The sequence below is a fragment of the Rhodosalinus sp. K401 genome (genome assembly GCF_041365735.1).
Classification (GTDB): domain Bacteria; phylum Pseudomonadota; class Alphaproteobacteria; order Rhodobacterales; family Rhodobacteraceae; genus Rhodosalinus.
This window is the reverse complement of record NZ_JBGFSI010000008.1, coordinates 149,995-170,209: the sequence shown is the minus strand read 5'-3', so window position 1 is coordinate 170,209 and position 20,215 is coordinate 149,995. Positions and strand designations below refer to the sequence as shown.

Below are 20,215 nucleotides of genomic sequence, written 5' to 3'. Positions count from 1 at the left end.
GCAGCGTCCGGGACGGTCTGCGATACGGGGGACAAGCATCCGGGGAATTTCAGGACGACCATGCCAATTATCCGGCCGATAATGGTGCCCAGGAGAGGCACTCACCCACTACACAACAAAAGCAATATCAATGACTTGCGGTCTGGTCAACTAATGTCGTGTGTAGTGGTTGTGTGGTGATCCCCACCAACACCGGCCTCCACTCGTACATTGATGAAGTCAGGGCAATATAGTCAGATGCCTGACATGGAAGGAAACTGAGTAGGCAACCCGTTCATCGTGGCGAAGAGCGAAGCATTCTCTCGCGTCAAGATCGACGCCCTCCTTCGAGATGAAGGGTGGTCACTCGATGACGGGACGAGCGTTCTCTACGAGTACAGACTTCCTGACGGCACCCGCGCCGACTATGTCCTCTGTGACCGCGCTGGGCGTCCGATGGCCGTGCTGGAAGCCAAGCGAACCTCCGTCGATCCCATAGCGGCGCAGGACCAAGGCAGACACTACGCCGAGCTGCTGGACGTGCCGTTCGTCTTCCTCGCCAATGGTGAGGAGGTCTGGCACCTCGACCGCCATGTCGATGCCCACGCCCGCAAGGTGGCGACGGTGTTTTCCCAGAGCGACCTCGAACGCCGCATCGCTGTCAGGTCGGTACGCCGCAAGCTCAGCGACGTGGACACCGACAAGGCCATCGCAGGACGTCCATATCAACTCGAATGCATCGACACCCTCTGCACCGAGATCGAGCGCGGAAGGCGCAAGCTCCTCGTTGAGATGGCGACAGGAACGGGCAAGACGCGAACCGCCGCCGCCTTCATCAAGCGGCTGTTCGAGGCGAGTCAGATCACGCGGGTCCTCTTTCTCGTGGACCGGATCGAGCTTGCGCGACAGGCCGAGGAGGCCCTTGTCGATCACCTGTCGGCCTACCCCTCCTACATCCTCAAGGGGGCGCGGGGGATCGATCACGCGAAGCGGATCACGGTCGCGACCCTGCAGACCATGGTCAACGAGTACGATCAGCTTTCCTCAGGATACTTCGACCTGATCATCGTCGATGAGTGCCATCGGTCGATCTACGGGAAGTATAGCGGTGTCCTGCGCCACTTCGACGGGATCAAGGTCGGCCTGACGGCTACGCCCTGCACTGTAGACCCCGATGACATGCCAGACGAGGAAGACGCCCAGTTCGTCCGCGACACGTTGCGCTTCTTCGAGGTGACCGAACCGACCTTCCGCTACACACTTCCTGAGGCCATCGAAGACGGCCACCTGGTCCCGTACCGTATCTACAAAGCCATGACCGTGAAAACGGCGGCTGACGGCGGGTTCCCTGTGAAGCGGGACGAGCTGGACTGGACGGCCATGGACGAAGAGACCAAGTCCGAATTCGAGGAACTCTTCGAAGGCTCCGAGGCGATCACCGTCGATCCCCGTGGGCTGGAACGTAAGTTCACCATCGCAGAGCGGAACCGGGCCATCGTGCGGGAGTTCCGCGAGGTCCTAGAGAACGGCTTCAAGGGATCGGATGGCATCCAGCGGACGCCGCACCATGGCAAGACCATCGTCTTCGCCGTCACCAAGAAACATGCCGAGACGCTGGCGACGATGTTCGACAGCCATTTCGCCGACCTCAAGCCGCACTCGACGACGCGCTATGCCGACTTCGTGGTCAGCGACGTCGGGTCCGGCCCGACCGAGGGGGCGAGCGACAAGATCAAGCGGTTCAAGAAGGAGGAGTTCCCCAAGATCCTTGTCAGCGTGAACATGCTTGACACCGGGTTCGACTGCCCCGAGGTGGTCAACCTCGTCATGGCCCGCTTCACCCAGAGCGCGATCCTCTACCAGCAGATGCGCGGACGGGGGACGCGGCAAGCGCCGCACATCCACAAATCCGCCTTCACCATGTTCGACTTCGTGGGCGTGACCGACTTTCACGGGGACGACGAGGAGAACATACCCGGCGGGATCGTGATCCAGGCCAAGCCCCGCACCGGCCCCGGTGAGCCGCGCCGCTTGCTGGAACTCGACGTTCACGACCACATCGACCCCGCGTCTCGCGATTGGGTCACGCTTGACGAGAACGGGCGGATCGTTCGCACCGACGAACACGAAGCCGCCGCCAACGCCCTCGGGATGCGGTTTCAGGCTTGGATGTCCAAGCGGCCTTGGGATGTCCGGCAAGAGCGGTGGCTGGGCCTGATCGAAAGCTCGCTGAAGACCGAGGCGATGAATGCCGAAGGCTTCTGGGAATACGACTTCGACGAACATCCCTTCGACAAGTGGGGCGGCTACAACGAAGCCGTCCGCGTTTTCGGCGGCGAGACGGCGCTGGAGGAGATGCTGGCCTCTCTCAACGTCGATGTCTTCCCCGTGCCGCCCCGTGCCGGTACCAGCGATGACGACTCCGTGCGGCCCACGGCCTGACAGAAGAAAAGAGCAGACATGACCCTCACGCCCGACCTCAGGCGCAGCATCGACCAGATCCGCGATTACCTTTACGGCGGCGGGTATCCCAACCCCGCTCAAAATGCGGAACAACTCAGCTTCCTGATGTTCTTCTTCATGTTCGAGGCGATGGATGCCGTCCGCGTCCGTGCCGCGAAACGTCCAGGGTCCGATCCCTACACAAGCGCCTTCGACGGGACATGGAAGCTCCGCAACCCGCTGAACGCGCCCGAGCGCGGCATCGAGGAGGTTCCCAAGGAACGCCTCCGTTGGTCGAGCTGGGCCAAGGCGCTGAACGGGGAGCGTCTGGTCTCATGGGTCCGGGATGAGGTCTTCGCCTTCTACGGCGACATCGCGCGGGACGGCGTGACCAACTTCATGGACGGCGCGCGCCTCGTGATCGACGAGCCGACCGTCCTCGCCCAGGTCCTCACGCGGATCGAGGATCTGCAGCTTGATCGCATGGACAGCGACACCAAGGGCGACCTGTTCGAGCATGTGCTGCGCCAGATCAAGCAAGCGGGCGAGCTGGGCCAGTTCCGCACCCCGCGCCACGTCATCCGCACTATCGTCGAAATGCTCGATCCGCGTCTGGGCGAAACGATCTACGACCCCGCCGCTGGCACCGCCGGGTTCCTTGTGGCGGCATACGAACACATCCGCCTCGCCAACTCGACCGATGCCGCCATCGAGAGCGCCGAGGTCGACGGCAAGCAGATCAAGCGCGGCCTTGGCGACCGGCTCAGTCGCGACGCCCAGCGCCAGCTGACCGAAGGCACGTTCTTCGGGAACGATGTGGACCCTCAGATGGTGCGCCTCGCCACCATGAACCTGTTCCTGCGCGGCCTCGACAAGGTCCGCATCCTGCGCCGCGATGCCCTGACCCGAACGCTGGAGACCGCCCAGAAGCAGGAGCTGGGCATCCCCATCGAGGGCTTCGATGTCGTCCTCGCCAACCCGCCATTCTCGGGCCGTCTCGACAAGGACCGCATTGTCGATGACGTGCGTGTCGGCAGCACGACGCAGACCGAACTCCTGTTCCTCAAGTACATGCTGAACCACCTGAAGGAGGGCGGGCGCTGCGGCGTCGTCATCCCCGAGGGCGTCCTCTTCGGCTCGACCGGCGCGCACAAGGAGTTGCGGCGGCAACTGGTCGAGAACAACCGGGTCGAGGCCGTGCTGTCCCTGCCCGGTGGCGTCTTCAACCCCTATTCCGGGGTCAAGACATCCGTCCTGATCTTCCGCAAGGGCGGCACGACCGGGAACGTGATGTTCCTCCATGCCGATGCGGACGGCTTCAAGCTCGACGCCAACCACGACACGCCCATCGAGGCCGACGACCTGCCCGATCTGGTCGAGGCCTTCGGGCAGCGGGAGGATCGGCTGCGGGAGTGGCAGGGCCGCGACGAGGGTTCCGAGTGGACCGCCAAGTGGTGGTTCGCCGACACCGACGCTATTCGCGCGGCGGACTTCAACCTCAGTGCAGGGCGCTACCGCCCGCAGAGCCGCGCCCAGGTCGAACACCGCGACCCGTTGGAGATCCTCGACGAGCTGATGGCCGTCGAGCGGGAGATCATGGAGGAGCTGGAGGAGTTAAAAGATGCTGTGCGGGAGTCCGCAAGTTGACCAGAAACGTATCGCTCGGCTCTGTGGCAGATTTCCAAAACGGCTTTGCTTTCAAGCCTTCTGACTGGGGTGATGATGGGTTGCCGATTATTCGGATACAAAACCTCACCAACCCAGATGCAGCATTCAACAGGACGCGGCGGGCTGTTCCTGACAAGTATACGGTCAGGGCTGGTGACCTACTCTATTCATGGAGCGCAACGCTTGGGACGTTCGTGTGGAAAGGCGAAACTGCGCTCCTCAACCAGCACATCTTCAAAGTGAACCATGGTGACGATGTAGATCGAGATTTCCTTTTCTATGCCTTGAAACAAGTGACGGACGACATCGTACACCGAACCCACGGGTCAACGATGAAGCATGTTACGAAGGGAGAGTTCGAGAAAACCGAAATCCCCCTCCCGCCCATCGAGGAGCAGCGGCGGATCGTGGACATCCTGAACCGGGCGGCGAGCATCGAGCGGCTGAAGGCCCGCGCCTCCGCCCACCTACGCGACTTCATCCCCGCCCTCTTCCTCAAGATGTTCGGCGACCCTGTCGAGAACCCGATGGGCTGGCCGACGAGCGCGCTGGGTGATCTCCTGCAGATGGCACAGTATGGCAGCAGCAAGAAGGCCGACGCAACCGACGATGCGATCCCGGTGCTGCGAATGGGGAATGTGAGCTACGACGGTTACCTTGATTGCAGCGACCTGAAATACGTCGAACTGCCAGACGCTGAACTCAACAAGTACCTGCTGGCCAAGGGCGACCTCCTGTTCAATCGGACGAACAGCAAGGAGCTGGTTGGAAAGACCGGGATGTGGGACGGGCGGTTCTCCGCGATTGCGGCGTCGTACTTCATCCGACTTCGCGTCGATCCCGCGTTGGCAGACCCGACCTACATCTGGGCGTTCATGAATACCTCGTCGGTGAAGGCGAGGCTCTTCGACATGGCGCGTGGTGCCATCGGCCAGGCGAACATCAACGCCAAGGAGGTTCAGGCGATCACTGTTCCTGTCCCGCCGTTGGAGACACAACAGGCATTCGCCAAGCTCGTCCAGGCTGCAGCAGTTCGGTCGCGGTTGGCGGACGCAGCAAGCGGCCTCGCTGCCGATCTGTCCCGATCCCTCCTCGACAATCTGCTCGGCACCGATGGCACGCCCCAAGCCCAGCCCGAAGGCAACGCGCGGGATGCTCTGACGGCCTGATCCTTTGTCACCCTGCAAGCGGCGCTGGGCGGGTCTTTCCAGCCCGACCCGAAGCGACGAACCATGGTCGGAAAGGGCAGGTCACGAGGCCCGCGATTGGCCCCTCGCCAAATCCCTTATTCTATATACACCAAGGGGACGGGAACCCGGACCTTCCCAAAAACAGGAGTCACAGTGGGTAAAAGCACTGCGACCTGCTTGAAGGGGCCGAAATGGTCGGCCACGCGGGAGGGCAACAGCGAATGCCAGTGATCTTCCCTCCCGCGTGACTATCGGCTTCACCAGACGTCATCCTCGTCGAGGACCATCTCGTCCTCCCATATGTCATCCCCGCCTGGCGATGCATCTGGGCCAAGCAGCCCAGGGATTGTCGTCGGAGAAATCCTCGGTGGCTCCGCTCTTGGTTGGTCCATGGGATACGCAAGTGGTTCGACGAGGTACGGGTCTTCCCCTGCGGCGGCGACCTCCAGCCAAGCAGCGTGGATGCCCAGGTATGATCTCAGGGTCTCTTGCACGACTTCCAGCACCGCATCCCGGTCCGACTCCCGGACCAGAAGGCTGTCGTGGATCGGCAGCGCCGGGATGTCTGATCCTCTAAGTCGCTCGAGAGCGTCGATCAGCATCTCGGCTTCGAGGTACTGCAGCGTCATCGTCAGGCTGGGGGAGCCATCCAGGAACGGCATGATCTCGAAGATGCCGGGCAGAAGGTCCCCTATCCGCTTGCCCTCGAACCCGTATGTGTTCCTGAAGGATGCTCCGTTCCGCAGCTTCGGGAACTGGGTTGGACGACCGCCTCCGGCATGGATCACGCGTTGGACGAGCAGCTTGGCGGCTTTCCGGTCTCGCTCCGTACGGACCCAGGGGATCGCCGAATACGGATCCTTCGGCAGTGGCTCTGGATGCCCAAGAAGTGCTGCCGCGATGGACACGTGCGACGCCTTGAGGTCGATCTCGCACACTGGCTCGCTCGTAATCGTGCAACGGAGACGATCTCGTTCGCGCAGCATCTGATAAGCGCCATACAAGCGGCCACCATGCTCCAGATCGCCATCGAAGATCCGCTTCAAGGTCGTGTCCACGGGCCGACCGGCTGCATCGACAAGCGGATACCGCGACAGATACGCATTCAGTCGATGCAGTCTGTTCCGCTCATCCTGGATCTTATCGCGCGGGAACTGGGCCAGCGGGATCCTCGCCTTCTTTTTCCGTCGTCCGAAGTGCTCGCCCCTAGGCGCGCGAACCTCAACGATGTCGTTGTGGGCGAGCTTGAATGCGAGCCGGTCGTGATGAGCCGCAAGGCGCGCAGCGAGGTTGTCCGAGCATCGGTAGATGGTGGCGTTGCATCCCTTCTGCGCATTGCGGACGACGACGATCTGGCCGGTGTTCTTGAGCGCATTGGTGACATCACGTGCGGCCTCAAAGCCGCAAGGTGAGCCAGTCCATGGGTTCGGTGTCATCTGGATGCTGAACGTCTTGTTACGCTCGACCGCGCGCAGGAACGAGGACATGAAGATGATCCGTTTCTCTGCATTGGCGAACATACGAGTGGCACCCTTGGGGATGTCCGGGCGCAACGGCAGGAACCGCTCAGCGTCCTTCAGAACGCCGAGGTCTTCGAGAAGTCGCACAACGAACGCGCGGGTGGCTTGGTCGGCAGCAGTGTGTTGGCCGGTGACGAAGACATCCGCCTTTTCGGGGGTCTGCACAACGGTGCTGCCCGCGCACAGAGGTGCGCAGGACGTGATAGTGTCGAGCATCGGGGGACCTCACAGTTTGACTGCCGAGGCATTCTGCTTTGGGCCGGACCCAGCGCACCTCGGGGAGGTACGAACCGAAAATCCCCAGCCCGCCGAGATCGTTTTCCGAAAAAACAGGGGCGCGCGCCGGTGTGCACGTGCCCGCTGAGGTCCTATCGGATACGAATGGTTATTCGTTGATGCGGTCCCAGTCTCACCTGGTCGCCGCAACCAACGTCAGCATCTCGTTGTCTCAATGGAGCTTGCTCCAACGAGACGCCTCAGCGGGTGAGTCAGAGTGACTCATTGGAATGGTCGATGCCTTTTGAGACATGTGGGTCATGCACGTGTAAGACCCATGTGAGACAAAAAGGGGAAGCCGATGTTTGTAGGATATGCCAGGACCTCGACGCTCGATCAGACCGCCGGATTGGAGGCCCAGCTCCGCCTGTTGAAGACCGAGGGCTGTGAACGGATCTTCGAGGAGCAAGTCTCCTCAGTGGACGTCAGAGCGCGTGAGAAGCTCGAAGAGGCGCTGTCCTACGTCCGGGAGGGCGACACCCTCGTCGTCACCAAGCTCGACCGTCTGGCGCGCTCCATGGCGCACCTGATGGAGATCAGGCAGCGCCTGGACGAATGCGGAACGCACCTCAGGATCATTGACCTGAACCTCGACACGACGACGCCGACGGGCAAGCTGATGCTGAACCTCCTAGGCAGCGTCGCGGAGTTCGAGCGGGAGATCATGCTGGAGCGTCAACGGGAGGGGATCGCGAAGGCGAAGGCGGCTGGGAAGTACAAGGGTCGCGCACCTACGGCTCGGGCGAAGGCAGACGAAGTTCATCGACTGAAGGCACTAGGTCATGGGGCGACAGAAATCGCCGCTGAGGTCGGCATCGGAAGAGCATCAGTCTACCGGATACTCGGAGAAACCGCATCCAGCTCAGCTTGAGGCTGAGTGGCATTTGGTGGCTGATCACAACGCGAATACGAAGATGGCGATTGAGAGGGGGGTGCGGGGGGGGACACGCATGAAAGAAGTTGCTGAAATGCTCTCGTAAATCCCGCAGAGTATATCGGATCTCACTATGCGAGTTTCTGAAAAGCATTTAGGTTCAAGGTGATACAGGGTTCATGCGCGGTTCAGGCGATTAATGCGATCACCGAAGTTCCACCACAATCGATCTGTGATCGAAAAGGTCGTCACCCGGCCAGTCCTCAAGAGGCGCTGGAAGAGCTTGGGGCGACAGCTCAGGAGCCAGCTGTTCTTGGACGTTGTCGAGTTCAAGGACATCGACGCTCAGATCGACGAAATCGCCAAGAGCATCGAGCTTCAAGTCCACGACGGTTCCTACAGACCAGCGAAACCCACACACTACCTTGTAGAGAAATCGCGAGGACTTTGTCGTCAGATGACGCAGAGCGAGCCGCGTGACCTCCTCGTCTTGGAGACTTTGACAAATTCACTGAAGAAAGAGCTTGTCGAGAACCGACCGTCAAAACGTGCCTTCTTTGAGCCGGACCAACAGCGGTTTGCGAGACCAGAGCGGACTTTTGGGGTTGACGAGTATTCCTCCATCAAGCCTTGGAAGGACTTTCAGCAAGCGATTTTTGCCTTCTCAAGGGAGCGGAACTTCATAGTCGTCACTGATGTTGCGAACTTCTACGACTTCATCAGCTTCAAGCATCTACGCAATATCATCTCATCCATTTGCGAAGTCCGCGAGCCGTTGCTCGATCTTTTGATCTTCGTCTTGAACGAAATGTCTTGGACACCGGACTACATGCCCAGATCTGAGGTCGGTTTGCCGCAGATGGAGTCGAATGCTCCAAGGGTATTGGCCAATGCGATGCTCTACGAACTTGACCGTGTCGCGGAAGAAAAAGCCTTCGGAGAATACGTTCGATACATGGACGACATCGATGTGGGTGTGGACACAATCGCCAAGGCCAAGGAGACTGTTCGGGACATTGATTTGACCCTGCAGTCCCGACAACTCCGACTGAACGCAAGCAAGACCAAGATCCTCACTCGTGCCGAGGCCTACGACCACTTCTGTATACGAGAGAACCGCTTCCTCGACTTCTGCAGTGAGTTAATCGCAAGAAGTGGGGTGAAGGCCCATGCTCCCGTTCGGCGTGCCTTGGCCAAGGCGTATCTTTATTGGCGCGGAAAGGACTTTCGCAACTCGCGTTTCACTCGCGGCAACGGCGACAAGATCTTCAAATACTTGGCGAAAGTGGGTGGTGTCGTTGGCTACGAGATCCCGTCCGTCGACCTCATTACACTCATCAAGCTACACCCTTCGCTGCGCCTGACTGCCTTCACGAGCCTTTCGCGTCAGAACCACCCCAACGCCGAACTCTACCAAATAAGGAAGATGTTCGAGGACCAGGTGTTTCTTGACGACTTCAGTGTCATTTTGACCGCGAAGTTCTGCATCCATGCCAGATTTCGAGCAGACACGAGACTCAAGCGAGAAATCCGTCAGCTTATTCATTTTTTCGAGGCTATGAAGACCGAGTACGCAACTTATGCTGCGCTCATCATCGGATCGAAGTTCCTCGATGCAACAGAGTTGACCGACCTAGTCAGCCGCACGTTTGACCGATGGAAGGACAGCTTTTGGCTGGGCCGTACGGTGGGAGGACTTACACCGATCTGCGGCTCAGGCGCGGCAACATCTCACACGTTCTTTACGCTTCTTCAGAAGGCCGACAATCGAAGCGCCTTGGAAGTGTACGGCTTCCACATGCAACTTCAAACTGACAGATCGAGGGCCTTACGACTCCTCAAGTATGCAACCGCTCCAAATGACAGCTACGCGCAAGGGATCATCCACCCGAAGGCTCTTATCATAAAGTCGCTTTCCCTGAACTCTAGTTTTACTGCAGAAACGAAAAAGATCGTTGCGGCACAGCCAGCACTTCGTTCCGATCCCTTCTATCGCTTGTGGGGTCTTTGATACTTGTTCTGCCGTGGACAGGACCGCCTCAACGCACTTCGTTCCCAGCATGGAAGAACCCAGCCCGACGAAATCTACGTTGAACGTGTGGTGACAACGTGTGGTGACCGCCGCAAGAGATTGCCACTAATATGTTGTTTTTCAAATATTTTTTGAGATTTTGGTTGGGTGGCGGAGACGAAGGGCTTCTGTGACGAGGTACGACAGTTGGCGTCATAGCGACGAAACTCCAGCTGTTCGACATGCTTGTTCCATGTAACGCGCCAGCTGATCGAGCATATCGTCCCCACCATAGTTGGCAGCGATGCCGCCTTGAGCGTGTCCGTGGATCAGGTTGACCCAGTACTCGGGTGCGACCCTCCGCATCCAATCCTTGTGCGAGTGCCGGAGGGAATACGGGACTTTCGTGATGCGTTCCCAAACGCCCGCTTGCTTCATCGCTTTCGTCATGAGGTTTGAGGCGGTGTTGTACCCGCTTGTGGATGCATACCGGGGGAAGACTGGCATCGCTCCATTAACCTGCTTCTCCCCTTGCTTGGCCCGAGCGCGGGCGACTTCTAGCGCCTTGCCGACCAAGGGGACCTTCCGAACAGAGGTATCCGTCTTGACCCCTCTGATCCCGTTGGGACGGATGATGATATGCGGAACATCGTGGTCGAGATCGACGTCCTGCCATTCCAAACCGAGAAGCTCCCGAGGTCTCGCCCCGGTGAACATCATCATGGTCCAGAGGTCGGCGATGTCGGCGTTCTTCGCCATCACGAACGGATTGCACCGCTTGATCTCTTCGACCGTAAGGGGCAGCCGACTGTCCTTCGCGCGGCGATCCGATGCAGTCTTGGGGACGTCGAGTCCGCTGAAAGGGTTCACATAGGCCGTTAGCTGAAACCGCTGCTTGGCGAAGTTCAGAAGCGCACGGATGGTGTTGATCCGGCGCTTGATGGTGCCACGAGCTGATCCCTTGGCCCGCATGGCGTCGCGAAAAGCATAGGCAACATCGATGTCGATGGCCTCGACGAGCGGGTCCGACTCCTTGGTCACTTCCCTGACAAGATCGACAACGAGCTTCGTCTGTTTGCGCAGGTCGTTCTCGTTGTCGCCATCGCGGTGTTCGTCGAGATAGGCTTGTGTGGCTTTGGAGAGGCGCAGAGGCGGCTCCTGTACTCCGAAGAACTTGGCTTCGACGATCCGGTCGAACTCGTGATCGGGTGCGCGAAGGGCCGCATCGGTGAACTTCTTGAACGTCTCGGGATCAGCCTGGAATGTCACTGGCGCGAGCGACTTCAGGGTCGGTGCGACCAGATCGTGCTTTCTGAGCGTCCGCAGTGTTGCCCTGTGATCGGCATCGGCTGGATCGATGGCCCGAGCTGCCTCGATCTCCGACTCGACCTCGCGATGTACACGGTCGTACCGCTCCAAGGCCAGCCGTTGGTCCGTGGTCTTCAGCGAGATTGAGAACTCGCGCTTGCCAATCAGCTTGATGAGTTCACCGGGGACGCGACGCCTGTATCTGTAGCGTCCAGACTTCGAATCCTGCGCCAAGTATTCCATGTTCACAACGAGTTGCACGATCACCGCACTCCGCATCTGTGTAGCGAATGTGTAGTGATCCGACGTGCAACCCCCGGAAATCATTGATTTCGTTCGGGATTATGGTGCCCAGGAGAGGACTCGAACCTCCACGCCCGTACGGGCACTAGCACCTGAAGCTAGCGCGTCTACCAGTTCCGCCACCTGGGCAGGTGTCGTGCGGGGCGGTGTAGCCCCGGCCCCGGGACCTGTCAACGGCGATTCGACGAGGTGCCGGGCCGCCTTGTTTCACCCCCGGCCGGGCGGTAAGGAAGGCGCGTCACACGCGTAGCGGAGGCCCATGATGGCGCAGCTCGTCACGATCTACGGCGGCTCGGGATTCCTCGGGCGCTACATCGCGCGGCGAATGGCCCAGGAAGGCTGGCGCGTGCGCGTCGCGGTGCGGAATCCGAACGACGCGCATTTCGTGCGCCCCTATGGTGTCGTCGGACAGGTCGAGCCGCTTTTCTGCAATATCCGTGACGACGCCAGCGTCGCCGCCGTCGCGCAGGGCGCGGACGCGGTCGTCAACTGCGTGGGCACCTTCGATTCGTTCGGCAAGAACAACTTCGACGCGGTACAGGCCGAGGGCGCGGGCCGAATCGCCCGGATCGCGGCGGAGGCCGGCGCGGCGCGCATGGTCCAGATCTCGGCGATCGGCGCCGATCCCGAGGGTCCCAGTCTCTACGCGCGCAGCAAGGCCGAAGGAGAGCGCCGGGTGCTCGAGGCGATGCCGCAGGCGGTGATCCTGCGGCCCTCGGTCCTGTTCGGCCCGGAGGACGACTTCTTCAACCGGTTCGCGGGCATGGCGCGGTTCAGCCCGGCGATCCCGATCGTCGGCGCGAATGTCCGATTCCAGCCGGCCTATGTCGACGATGTCGCGGCCGCGGCGGTGGAGGGCGTCACCGGCCGTGCCGAGCCCGGCATCTACGAGCTGGGCGGCCCGGACGTCGACACGTTCCGCGAACTCATGCAACTCATGCTGGGCGTGATCCGGCGGCGCCGCCTGGTGATCAGCGTGCCATTCTGGGTGGCGCGGATCATGGCGGCTGGCCTCGACGGGCTGGAGCGCGCCACTCTTCGGCTTTATCGCAATGGCACACTGACCCGCGACCAGGTGCGTCAGCTCGGCCGCGACAACATCGTCGCGGACGGAGCGCGCGGCTTTGCCGAGCTCGGCATCGCGCCTGTGTCGATGGAGGCGGTGCTGCCCGAGTACCTTTGGCGCTTCCGGCCCTCGGGCCAGTATACCGCGATCAAGGACTCGGCCCGCAACCTGCGGGACTGACCGCCCCCGGTCACGCCTTCAGCGCGATCATCGCCCCGTAGTTCCGGCACCCCGTCAGCGGGGCCGGCGCATGACCAATGCTTTGCCTGCCCAGCCATTCCTGGCAGGCCCGCGCCTGAGGACAGGCGGCACAGTTTTCGACCATCCGGGCATAGACCTGCGGCGTGAGCCGTTCGGCGGCGAGCGCGTCGGACAGGCTGATGCCCATCGCCCGCGCCACGCTGCGCGTGATCCAGAAATGGCGCTCCGGGGTTCCGATCGCGTTCATGGCTGAGTGGCCTCCTTTTCCGGTTGCGAGAGCCTCGAAAGGCGTTCGCTGTTGCGGCATCCCCGCGGCGGCGCGACCGCAGGACCGTTGTCGCGCTCGTGCAGATCGAGCCAGCGCCCGCACCGCTCCGGCCTGTCGCAGGCGCGGCACCGGTCCACCATGTCGCGCCAGTCGGGCGCGGAAAGCCGCCCCCTGGCCCACGCCGCGGCGGTGTCCGCGCCGGTGACGCGCGCCATGCGCTGCAAGAGCCAGTAGTGCCGTCCGGGCGGGCCGAGAGGGCGCGGCATGACCCGCGCCTCAGCGTCCGCCGAGGCGGGCGAAAAGATCGGCGTTGCGGCAATATTCCGGCGCCGCGTCGCTGCCCGCGGCGTGCTCGTCGAGCCAGGCCTCGCACCGGCCGGGACTCGTGCACCCGCTGCAGGCAAGCACCGAGTCGGCGATCTCGTTGAAGGCGAGCTCGCCTCGAAGCGCCTTCTCCTCGAGGTCGATGCCCAGCGTCGTGGCCATCCGGTCCACGAGGTTGGCGTGGCGCTTGAGCGTCTTCTGACCCTGCATGGCGGCCTCCTTCCATGACGTTACGGGAAGAGGGTGCCTGCCCGTCGCCGGGGGCGCCTTGATGCAGGTCAAGCACGCCGGCCCGCCCCGGCTCAGAGCCCTGCCGCGACCCGGCGCACGAGGTCGATCCGCGCGGCGTTGGGCGGATGCGTGCCCAGGAAGCGGTTGCCGGGATCGGGAAGGCGCGTGAAGAAGGCCGCGCCGCGCACCGGGTCATAGCCCGCCCGCGCGGCGATCACCGTCCCGAGCGCGTCGGCCTCCAGCTCGAAATCCTTGGAGTAGCTCCGCGCCCCGAGGATCGCGCCGACTTCCTGGGCCGACCGCACCGCCTCGAGCCCGGCGCCACCGCGGGCCGCGATCTCTCCGAAAACCAGCGCGCCGGCTCGCGCGTTCTCGCGCTGGCGGTCGATATGCCCCAGAACATGGTGCGCCGCCTCGTGGCCGATCACGAAGGCCAATTCGTCGGCGTTGCGCACCGTGGCGATCAGCGGAATGTTGAGCGCCACGACCGGCCGCCCGGCCGGGTCGCGCGTCTGGAACGCGTTCGGCGGCAGCCCGGGGCGGTCGTCCACCACGATCCGGAAGTCGCAGTCGAGGGCCGGCGAGATCTCCCGGCACTCCGCTTCCGCGACAGGCTCCACCCTGTCCACCACCTCCACGAAACGGCGCACGGCGGCGTCGGCGCGGACCCGTGCCTCCTCGGACGGTGACGCGGCCGGGGCATCCGGGGTTTGCAGGACGGGAACCGGCGCGCAGCCGCCCAGCGTGATGGCGAGGGCGAGAAGGGCAAGCGCGGAACGGATGGCGGAGCCGAGCATCGTTTTCCCGTGACCTCGCGTTTCGACACCGGTCCCAGTATCGGCACGCCGCGGCCCGGTTCCAGACATTTCGGCGTGATCGGCCGATGAACTTGCACATCCGCCTCGCGCGCCGATAGGCTTCGGGCATGTTCAGCATCGAGCACGAATTCGACGCCACCGTGGTCACCCTCGTCGACGAGGGCGAGGTGCCGCTTCAGGAAGATGTCATCGTGCACGGCTTCGAGGAATGCGTGACGGTCGAGCAGTACGACCCGCGGACCGACCGGGTGAACCGCATCACGCTCTCCATGTCGCAGATGCGCGACCTCGCCGCGGCGATCGAGCTTCCCGAGGGCGTCTACAAGCGCCGCAACGGCGGCTGAGCGGCGCCTTGGCCGTCAGTCCAGACGGAACACCTTCTCGCGCGAGCGCGCGCCCCGCACGAGGGTCAGCCGCGTCTTCGCGACACCCATGGCCCGGGCCAGAAGCGCCTGCGCCGCGGCCGTCGCGCGGCCGCCTTCGGGCGGCGCGGTGACGTAGGCGCGCAGGCGCCCCGCCTCTTCGACGAGCCGCTCCCGCCCCGCGCGCGGCGTCACGCGCAGCGCGATCTGCGCGCCCGGCCGGGCGAGATGCGTAAGGTCCGGCAATGCCATGACATGTCCCTTCCAAGGGACGCGACCACCCGTCCAGAGCGCGTCGCCGCTTGAAACCCGCCTCGCCGCGGCCGAGATAGTCGGTATCACCGAAGGAGAGACCATGCCCGCGCCCAATCCCGCCGCTCTCGAATTCATGCTGAGCCGCCGCTCGCGCCCGGCCAAGACGCTGGGCGCCCCCGCCCCCGACCGCGCGGCGCTGGCGCCGATCCTGAAGGCGGCAGCGCGCGTGCCCGACCACGGCAAGCTGGAGCCGTGGCGCTTCGTCGTGCTGGAACGCGGGGCGCTCGACCGGCTGGCCGCCGCGGCGCGGGCACGGGCCGCCGAGCTCGGTCGGCCCGACCCCGACACCGACAAGGATGCCCGGCAATTCGCCGACAGCCCGCTCGCGGTGGCGGTGATCGAGGTGCAGAAGCCGTCGGAGAAGATCCCGCCGCTCGAACAGACCTATTCGGCCGGCGCGGCCTGCCTGTCGCTGCTCAATGCCGCGCTGGCCTCCGGCTGGGGCGCCAACTGGCTGTCCGGTTGGCCCGCCCACGACCCGACCTTCGGCCGCGCGGCGCTGGGCCTTGCGGACGGCGAACGGGTGGCCGGTTTCATCCATATCGGCACCGAAAGCGCCGCGCCGCCGGAACGCCCGCGGCCCGACCTCGACGCGATCGTCACATGGGTGACGGAGTGATCCTGGGCGATTTCCTCAAGGCGCTGGGCCAGATCGGCGACCGCCGCTTCCGCGCGGTGTTCTGGCGCGGGCTGGGGCTGACGGCGCTGCTGTTGGCGGCGGTTACCGCGNTTCGGCCGCGCGGCGCTGGGCCTTGCGGACGGCGAACGGGTGGCCGGTTTCATCCATATCGGCACCGAAAGCGCCGCGCCGCCGGAACGCCCGCGGCCCGACCTCGACGCGATCGTCACATGGGTGACGGAGTGATCCTGGGCGATTTCCTCAAGGCGCTGGGCCAGATCGGCGACCGCCGCTTCCGCGCGGTGTTCTGGCGCGGGCTGGGGCTGACGGCGCTGCTGTTGGCGGCGGTTACCGCGGTGCTCGTCTGGGGGGTGGGCTGGCTCGTGGGCGATACCGTCACCCTCCCGCTTCTGGGCGAGGTCGGCTGGGTGGACAACGTGCTGAGCTGGGCGTTCCTGCTGCTCATGCTCGTGCTGTCGGTGTTCCTGATGGTGCCCGTCGCGTCGGCCTTCGTGTCCATGTTCCTCGAAGAGGTGGCCGAGGCCGTGGAGGATCGTCATTTCCCCGGCCTGCCGCCCGCGCCCGCCGTGCCCGTGTCCGATGCCGTGCGGGACGGTCTTGCCGCAATGGGCGTCCTGATCGCCGCGAACGCCGCGGCGCTTCTCTTGATCCTCGTGCTGCCGGTCGCGGGTGCGCCCGTCTTCATCGCCGTGAACGGCTACCTGCTCGGGCGGGAATACTTCACCGTGGCGGCGATGCGGCGCGAAGGGCGCGCGGGCGCGTTGCGGCTACGCCGGCGTCACGCGGCGACGATCTGGGCGGCCGGCGTGCTGATGGCGCTGCCGCTCGTCGTGCCGGTGCTGAACCTCTTCGTGCCGATCCTCGGCGCAGCCACCTTCACGCACCTGTATCACCGGCTGAAGGGGGACGCATCCGGTTGAAGAGGTCGATGTCCTGCACCGTGATCCATCCCGACAGGATGATGCCCGCGATCACCGCCCAGAGAAGCAGGGAGACCACCGTGACGATCCGGATCTTCCGGCCCAGGTGATGATGTTCGGGCGCGCTCGCATGCGTGCCGTCGGTCACCTTGCCGAGATCGCCCTGGGTCTGGATCCGGATGGGCAGCGCGACCAGCAACGTCATGAACCAGATGACGGCGTAGAGCACGAGCGCCGAGGCGATGGACATGCGGGGATCCTTTCAGGCTTGCGCCGGCGGCGGCGCGGCTGCCGGGCTCAGACTTCCTCGAGTTCTATCAGGCAGCCGTTGAAATCCTTGGGGTGCAGGAAGAGCACGGGCTTGCCATGCGCGCCGATCTTCGGCTCGCCCGAGCCGAGAACGCGCGCGCCGCTCTCGCGCAGCTTGTCGCGGGCGGCGAGGATATCCTCCACCTCGTAGCAGACGTGGTGGATGCCGCCGGCAGGGTTCTTTTCGAGAAAGCCCTTGATCGGGCTCTCCTCGCCCAGCGGGTACAGGAGTTCGATCTTGGTGTTGGGAAGCTCGATGAAGACGACCGTGACGCCGTGGTCCGGCTCGTCCTGCGGGGCACCCACCCGGGCGCCCAGCGCGCCGCGATACTGCGCGGCGGCCGCCTCGAGGTCGGGCACGGCGATGGCGACGTGGTTCAGACGTCCGATCATGGGACGGGGCCTTCCTGTTTCGCGCGTTGCCATCATATGGGACAGGAAGCACCGCGGCCGCAAGGGGAAGCCGCGGCGCTTAACCCCTCCTTCACCACGCGGGGCCAATGCTCCGACTCGGCCAGCACACCGCGTGAGAGGAGACCGCCAATGGACGAACACGACCGCATCATCCCGCTTCGCCGCCCCGCCGGCGCGGGCCCGCTTGCCGGGCTGACCGTCCTCGCCGTGGAGGACAGCCGCTTCGCGAGCGAGGCGTTGCGCCTTCTGTGCCTGCGGTCCGGCGCGCGCATTCGCCGCGCCGACAGTCTTGCCGCCGCGCGGCGGCATCTCGCCGTCTACCGGCCCAGCGTGCTGCTGGTGGACATGGGGCTGCCCGACGGGTCGGGCGCCCAGCTCCTGGCCGAGGCCGCGCGCGCCACGGCGGCGGCCCAGGTCATACTGGGGCTGAGCGGCGACCCCTGCGCCGAAGGCGCGGCGCTCGCCGCCGGTGCCCACGGGTTCCTGCCGAAGCCCTTGCCGGGGCTCGCCGCCTTCCAGCGCGCGGTGCTCAGCCGCCTGCCGGACAGCGTCGAGGTACCGGCGCCCGGGCGCGCCGCGATCGGGGCCATGCCCCGGCCCGACCCGATCGCCTACCACGACGACCTCGAGCATGCCGCCAGGGTCCTGTCCGGCAAGACGGGGCCGGCCGGGCTCGACTACGTCGCGCAGTTCCTGGGCGGGGTGGCCCGGATCGCGGAGGATGCGCCTCTGGCCGAGGCCGCGAGGGCCCTCGCGGCCGCCCGCGCCGAGGGGCGCGCCGTGCGCAGTGCGCTGGCGCATGTCACGGGGCTTTTGCAGGAGCGGCTATCGGAACGGGCGGCGATGTGATCGCCGCCCGCGGGGCGCGTCAGTCCCGCTCCACCACGCGCAGGGAGAGTTCCATCATCTGTTCCGGCGACGGCTGGGACGGCGCGCCCATCATCAGGTCCTCGGCCCGCTGGTTCATCGGGAAGGGGATCACCTCGCGGATGTTGAGCTCGTCGGCGAGCAGCATCACGATCCGGTCGATCCCGGCAGCACAGCCCCCATGCGGCGGGGCGCCGTACTGGAAGGCGGTCGCAAGCCCGCCGAAGCGGCGGCGCACCTCCGCCTCGCTGTAGCCCGCGATGGCGAAGGTCTTCAGCATCACGTCCAGCCGGTGGTTCCGGATCGCCCCCGAGACCAGCTCGTAGCCGTTGCAGGCGAGATCGTACTGGAACCCCTTCACCGCCAGCGGGTCGCCGTCAAGCGCGTCGATCCCACCCTGCGGCATCGAGAAGGGGTTGTGCTCGAAGTCGATCTCGCCCGTCTCCGCGTCCTTCTCGAAGATCGGGAAATCCACGATCCAGGCGAAGGCGAAGCGGTTCTCGTCGAGATGGTTCAACTCCCGGCCGATCACGTCGCGCGCCCGCGCGGCGACGGTCTGGAACTCCTTCGGCCGCCCGCCGAGGAAGAAGGCGGCGTCGCCCTTGCCGAGGCCGAGCTGCCGGCGGATCGCCTCGGTCCGCTCCGGGCCGATGTTCTTGGCCAGCGGCCCGGCGGCTTCCACCCCGTCCTCGCCGTCGCGCCAGAAGATGTAGCCCATCCCCGGCAGCCCCTGCTCCTGCGCGAACTTGTTCATCCGGTCGCAGAACTTGCGCGAGCCGCCGCCCGGTGCGGGGATGGCGCGGATCTCGGTGCCCTCCTGCTCCAGCAGCGAGGCGAAGATCGCGAAGCCCGAGCCGCGGAAATGCTCCGACACGGTCTGCATCTTGATCGGGTTGCGCAGATCGGGCTTGTCGGTTCCGTAATGCAGCATCGCGTCAGCGAAGCTGATCTGCGGCCAGACCTTGTCGACCTTGCGGCCGCCGCCGAACTCCTCGAACACGCCCTCGATCACTGGCTGGATCGTGTCGAAAACGTCCTGCTGGGTGACGAAGCTCATTTCCATGTCGAGCTGGTAGAAATCGGTGGGCGAGCGGTCGGCGCGGGGATCCTCGTCGCGGAAGCAGGGCGCGATCTGGAAGTACTTGTCGAAGCCCGAGACCATCAGCAGCTGCTTGAACTGCTGCGGCGCCTGCGGCAGCGCGTAGAACCGCCCCGGATGCAGGCGCGACGGCACGAGGAAGTCGCGCGCGCCCTCGGGCGAGGAGGCGGTGATGATCGGCGTCTGGTACTCCCGAAAGCCGATGTCCCACATCCGGCGGCGAATCGAGGCGACCACGTCCGACCGAAGCGTCATGTTGCGCTGCATCTCCTCGCGCCGCAGATCGAGGTAGCGATACCGAAGGCGCGTCTCCTCGGGGTATTCCTGGTCTCCGAACACCATCAGCGGCAATTCCGCGGCGGCGCCCAGCACCTCGATGTCGCGGATGTAGACCTCGATCTCGCCGGTGGGGATCTTGGGATTGATGAGCGAGGGATCGCGCGCCTTCACCTCGCCGTCGATGCGGACGCACCATTCCGAGCGCACCTTCTCCACCTCGGCGAAGACCGCGCTGTCGGGATCGCACAGCACCTGCGTGATGCCGTAGTGGTCGCGTAGATCGATGAAAAGCACGCCGCCGTGGTCGCGCACGCGGTGCACCCATCCCGAAAGGCGCACGGTCTGGCCCACGTCGCTGGTGCTGAGCTCGGCGCAGGTGTGGCTGCGATAAGGGTGCATGTCGGCCTCCGGTCCGCGGTTCCGCGCCGAGAAACAGGGCTTGGCGGGCGAAGTCAAGGTGCGGGCGCGCGGGCGGATTTTGCGATTCCCGTACTCGGTGGCATACTGCGCGACCGGGAGTGCAGGAAAGTC

Annotated in this window: 21 protein-coding genes, 1 tRNA gene and 1 pseudogene; 11 read left to right on the top strand and 12 right to left on the bottom strand. The window is 64.2% G+C overall.

Annotated features, from left to right (window positions below; all coding sequences use genetic code 11):
* Nucleotides 1-279 precede the first annotated feature (279 nt).
* From AB6A66_RS11230 to AB6A66_RS11220, 3 genes are read left to right on the top strand one after another with little or no spacing between them, the layout of a single operon-like run.
* Nucleotides 280-2,421, top strand: coding sequence for a DEAD/DEAH box helicase family protein (locus AB6A66_RS11230; protein WP_371055960.1), 2,142 nt, complete (start codon nucleotides 280-282; stop codon nucleotides 2,419-2,421).
* 18 nt (nucleotides 2,422-2,439) lie between these two features.
* Complete coding sequence (locus tag AB6A66_RS11225; protein ID WP_371055959.1) at nucleotides 2,440-4,068, top strand: class I SAM-dependent DNA methyltransferase; 1,629 nt, start codon at nucleotides 2,440-2,442, stop codon at nucleotides 4,066-4,068.
* Entirely contained in the window at nucleotides 4,065-5,258 is a 1,194-nt protein-coding gene (locus tag AB6A66_RS11220; protein ID WP_371055958.1) for a restriction endonuclease subunit S, read from the top strand. Before AB6A66_RS11225 ends, AB6A66_RS11220 begins: the two co-directional genes overlap by 4 nt.
* 278 nt (nucleotides 5,259-5,536) lie before the next feature.
* Here AB6A66_RS11220 and AB6A66_RS11215 read toward each other — a convergent pair whose 3' ends face one another.
* Nucleotides 5,537-7,015, bottom strand: coding sequence for a hypothetical protein (locus tag AB6A66_RS11215; protein WP_371055957.1), 1,479 nt, complete (start codon nucleotides 7,013-7,015; stop codon nucleotides 5,537-5,539).
* Between the two features lie 361 nt (nucleotides 7,016-7,376).
* Here AB6A66_RS11215 and AB6A66_RS11210 point away from each other — a divergent pair, with 361 nt between their 5' ends.
* Nucleotides 7,377-7,946: a recombinase family protein gene (locus tag AB6A66_RS11210; RefSeq protein WP_371055956.1), complete on the top strand. Its 570-nt coding sequence runs from the start codon at nucleotides 7,377-7,379 to the stop codon at nucleotides 7,944-7,946.
* A gap of 208 nt (nucleotides 7,947-8,154) precedes the next feature.
* Here the strand turns inward: AB6A66_RS11210 and AB6A66_RS11205 are convergent, their stop codons facing one another.
* Nucleotides 8,155-8,337, bottom strand: a complete 183-nt coding sequence (locus AB6A66_RS11205) for a hypothetical protein (protein ID WP_371055955.1) — start codon at nucleotides 8,335-8,337, stop codon at nucleotides 8,155-8,157.
* Nucleotides 8,338-8,406: 69 nt separating this feature from the next.
* Here AB6A66_RS11205 and AB6A66_RS11200 point away from each other — a divergent pair, with 69 nt between their 5' ends.
* Complete coding sequence (locus AB6A66_RS11200; RefSeq protein WP_371055954.1) at nucleotides 8,407-9,960, top strand: RNA-directed DNA polymerase; 1,554 nt, start codon at nucleotides 8,407-8,409, stop codon at nucleotides 9,958-9,960.
* 213 nt (nucleotides 9,961-10,173) lie between these two features.
* Here the strand turns inward: AB6A66_RS11200 and AB6A66_RS11195 are convergent, their stop codons facing one another.
* A complete protein-coding gene (locus tag AB6A66_RS11195) occupies nucleotides 10,174-11,535 on the bottom strand; it encodes a DUF6538 domain-containing protein (protein WP_371055953.1) in 1,362 nt (453 codons plus the stop codon).
* Nucleotides 11,536-11,613: 78 nt separating this feature from the next.
* Nucleotides 11,614-11,700: transfer RNA gene (locus AB6A66_RS11190), tRNA-Leu, on the bottom strand.
* Between the two features lie 133 nt (nucleotides 11,701-11,833).
* On the opposite strand from AB6A66_RS11190, the gene AB6A66_RS11185 reads away from it, so the two are divergent.
* Entirely contained in the window at nucleotides 11,834-12,817 is a 984-nt protein-coding gene (locus tag AB6A66_RS11185) for a complex I NDUFA9 subunit family protein (RefSeq protein ID WP_371055966.1), read from the top strand.
* Nucleotides 12,818-12,827: 10 nt separating this feature from the next.
* Here AB6A66_RS11185 and AB6A66_RS11180 read toward each other — a convergent pair whose 3' ends face one another.
* The 4 genes from AB6A66_RS11180 to AB6A66_RS11165 form a co-directional block, all read right to left on the bottom strand.
* On the bottom strand, nucleotides 12,828-13,085 hold the full coding sequence (locus AB6A66_RS11180; protein WP_371038909.1) for a DUF6455 family protein: 258 nt from the start codon (nucleotides 13,083-13,085) through the stop codon (nucleotides 12,828-12,830).
* Nucleotides 13,082-13,372, bottom strand: a complete 291-nt coding sequence (locus AB6A66_RS11175; protein ID WP_371055952.1) for a DUF6455 family protein — start codon at nucleotides 13,370-13,372, stop codon at nucleotides 13,082-13,084. Before AB6A66_RS11175 ends, AB6A66_RS11180 begins: the two co-directional genes overlap by 4 nt.
* Nucleotides 13,373-13,382: 10 nt before the next feature.
* A complete protein-coding gene (locus AB6A66_RS11170; protein WP_371038907.1) occupies nucleotides 13,383-13,640 on the bottom strand; it encodes a DUF6455 family protein in 258 nt (85 codons plus the stop codon).
* A 92-nt stretch (nucleotides 13,641-13,732) separates the two neighbouring features.
* Nucleotides 13,733-14,458, bottom strand: coding sequence for a M48 family metallopeptidase (locus AB6A66_RS11165; protein ID WP_371055951.1), 726 nt, complete (start codon nucleotides 14,456-14,458; stop codon nucleotides 13,733-13,735).
* A 128-nt stretch (nucleotides 14,459-14,586) separates the two neighbouring features.
* Here AB6A66_RS11165 and AB6A66_RS11160 point away from each other — a divergent pair, with 128 nt between their 5' ends.
* A complete protein-coding gene (locus AB6A66_RS11160) occupies nucleotides 14,587-14,823 on the top strand; it encodes a hypothetical protein (protein ID WP_371038905.1) in 237 nt (78 codons plus the stop codon).
* 15 nt (nucleotides 14,824-14,838) lie between these two features.
* Here the strand turns inward: AB6A66_RS11160 and AB6A66_RS11155 are convergent, their stop codons facing one another.
* Nucleotides 14,839-15,093 carry a DUF167 domain-containing protein gene (locus tag AB6A66_RS11155; RefSeq protein ID WP_371055950.1) on the bottom strand — a complete coding sequence of 85 codons (255 nt, stop codon included), beginning with the start codon at nucleotides 15,091-15,093 and terminating at the stop codon, nucleotides 14,839-14,841.
* A gap of 103 nt (nucleotides 15,094-15,196) precedes the next feature.
* On the opposite strand from AB6A66_RS11155, the gene AB6A66_RS11150 reads away from it, so the two are divergent.
* The 3 genes and pseudogenes from AB6A66_RS11150 to AB6A66_RS11140 all read left to right on the top strand — a co-directional run bounded on the left by AB6A66_RS11150 (nucleotide 15,197) and on the right by AB6A66_RS11140 (nucleotide 16,716).
* Nucleotides 15,197-15,775, top strand: a complete 579-nt coding sequence (locus tag AB6A66_RS11150; protein ID WP_371038903.1) for a nitroreductase — start codon at nucleotides 15,197-15,199, stop codon at nucleotides 15,773-15,775.
* 117 nt (nucleotides 15,776-15,892) lie between these two features.
* Nucleotides 15,893-16,021: pseudogene (locus AB6A66_RS11145) on the top strand (nitroreductase); the annotation flags it as partial.
* Nucleotides 16,006-16,716: an EI24 domain-containing protein gene (locus AB6A66_RS11140; RefSeq protein ID WP_371038902.1), complete on the top strand. Its 711-nt coding sequence runs from the start codon at nucleotides 16,006-16,008 to the stop codon at nucleotides 16,714-16,716. The pseudogene AB6A66_RS11145 and the gene AB6A66_RS11140, both read left to right, overlap by 16 nt.
* Here AB6A66_RS11140 and AB6A66_RS11135 read toward each other — a convergent pair.
* On the bottom strand, nucleotides 16,673-16,966 hold the full coding sequence (locus AB6A66_RS11135) for a DUF1467 family protein (protein WP_371055949.1): 294 nt from the start codon (nucleotides 16,964-16,966) through the stop codon (nucleotides 16,673-16,675). The two genes, AB6A66_RS11140 and AB6A66_RS11135, sit on opposite strands and share 44 nt — an antisense overlap.
* 47 nt (nucleotides 16,967-17,013) lie before the next feature.
* Nucleotides 17,014-17,418 (bottom strand): methylmalonyl-CoA epimerase, encoded by a 405-nt coding sequence (gene mce, locus AB6A66_RS11130; RefSeq protein WP_371038900.1) that lies wholly within the window; start codon nucleotides 17,416-17,418, stop codon nucleotides 17,014-17,016.
* Nucleotides 17,419-17,568: 150 nt separating this feature from the next.
* Here mce and AB6A66_RS11125 point away from each other — a divergent pair, with 150 nt between their 5' ends.
* Entirely contained in the window at nucleotides 17,569-18,288 is a 720-nt protein-coding gene (locus AB6A66_RS11125; protein WP_371055948.1) for a response regulator, read from the top strand.
* Nucleotides 18,289-18,307: 19 nt separating this feature from the next.
* Here the strand turns inward: AB6A66_RS11125 and aspS are convergent, their stop codons facing one another.
* The gene (aspS, locus tag AB6A66_RS11120) at nucleotides 18,308-20,083 is read right to left on the bottom strand and encodes an aspartate--tRNA ligase (RefSeq protein WP_371055947.1); all 1,776 of its coding nucleotides are present in this window, start codon (nucleotides 20,081-20,083) and stop codon (nucleotides 18,308-18,310) included.
* Nucleotides 20,084-20,215 lie beyond the last annotated feature (132 nt).

Coding starts and splice junctions, on each gene's coding strand:
- AB6A66_RS11160 (WP_371038905.1), top strand. CDS start 14,587: ATGTTCAGCATCGAGCACGAATTCGACGCCACCGTGGTCACCCTCGTC.
- AB6A66_RS11200 (WP_371055954.1), top strand. CDS start 8,407: ATGACGCAGAGCGAGCCGCGTGACCTCCTCGTCTTGGAGACTTTGACA.
- AB6A66_RS11215 (WP_371055957.1), bottom strand. CDS start 7,015: ATGCTCGACACTATCACGTCCTGCGCACCTCTGTGCGCGGGCAGCACC.
- AB6A66_RS11170 (WP_371038907.1), bottom strand. CDS start 13,640: ATGCAGGGTCAGAAGACGCTCAAGCGCCACGCCAACCTCGTGGACCGG.
- aspS (WP_371055947.1), bottom strand. CDS start 20,083: ATGCACCCTTATCGCAGCCACACCTGCGCCGAGCTCAGCACCAGCGAC.
- mce (WP_371038900.1), bottom strand. CDS start 17,418: ATGATCGGACGTCTGAACCACGTCGCCATCGCCGTGCCCGACCTCGAG.
- AB6A66_RS11125 (WP_371055948.1), top strand. CDS start 17,569: ATGGACGAACACGACCGCATCATCCCGCTTCGCCGCCCCGCCGGCGCG.
- AB6A66_RS11180 (WP_371038909.1), bottom strand. CDS start 13,085: ATGAACGCGATCGGAACCCCGGAGCGCCATTTCTGGATCACGCGCAGC.
- AB6A66_RS11150 (WP_371038903.1), top strand. CDS start 15,197: ATGCCCGCGCCCAATCCCGCCGCTCTCGAATTCATGCTGAGCCGCCGC.
- AB6A66_RS11185 (WP_371055966.1), top strand. CDS start 11,834: ATGGCGCAGCTCGTCACGATCTACGGCGGCTCGGGATTCCTCGGGCGC.
- AB6A66_RS11140 (WP_371038902.1), top strand. CDS start 16,006: ATGGGTGACGGAGTGATCCTGGGCGATTTCCTCAAGGCGCTGGGCCAG.
- AB6A66_RS11155 (WP_371055950.1), bottom strand. CDS start 15,093: ATGGCATTGCCGGACCTTACGCATCTCGCCCGGCCGGGCGCGCAGATC.
- AB6A66_RS11210 (WP_371055956.1), top strand. CDS start 7,377: ATGTTTGTAGGATATGCCAGGACCTCGACGCTCGATCAGACCGCCGGA.
- AB6A66_RS11225 (WP_371055959.1), top strand. CDS start 2,440: ATGACCCTCACGCCCGACCTCAGGCGCAGCATCGACCAGATCCGCGAT.
- AB6A66_RS11175 (WP_371055952.1), bottom strand. CDS start 13,372: ATGCCGCGCCCTCTCGGCCCGCCCGGACGGCACTACTGGCTCTTGCAG.
- AB6A66_RS11135 (WP_371055949.1), bottom strand. CDS start 16,966: ATGTCCATCGCCTCGGCGCTCGTGCTCTACGCCGTCATCTGGTTCATG.
- AB6A66_RS11165 (WP_371055951.1), bottom strand. CDS start 14,458: ATGCTCGGCTCCGCCATCCGTTCCGCGCTTGCCCTTCTCGCCCTCGCC.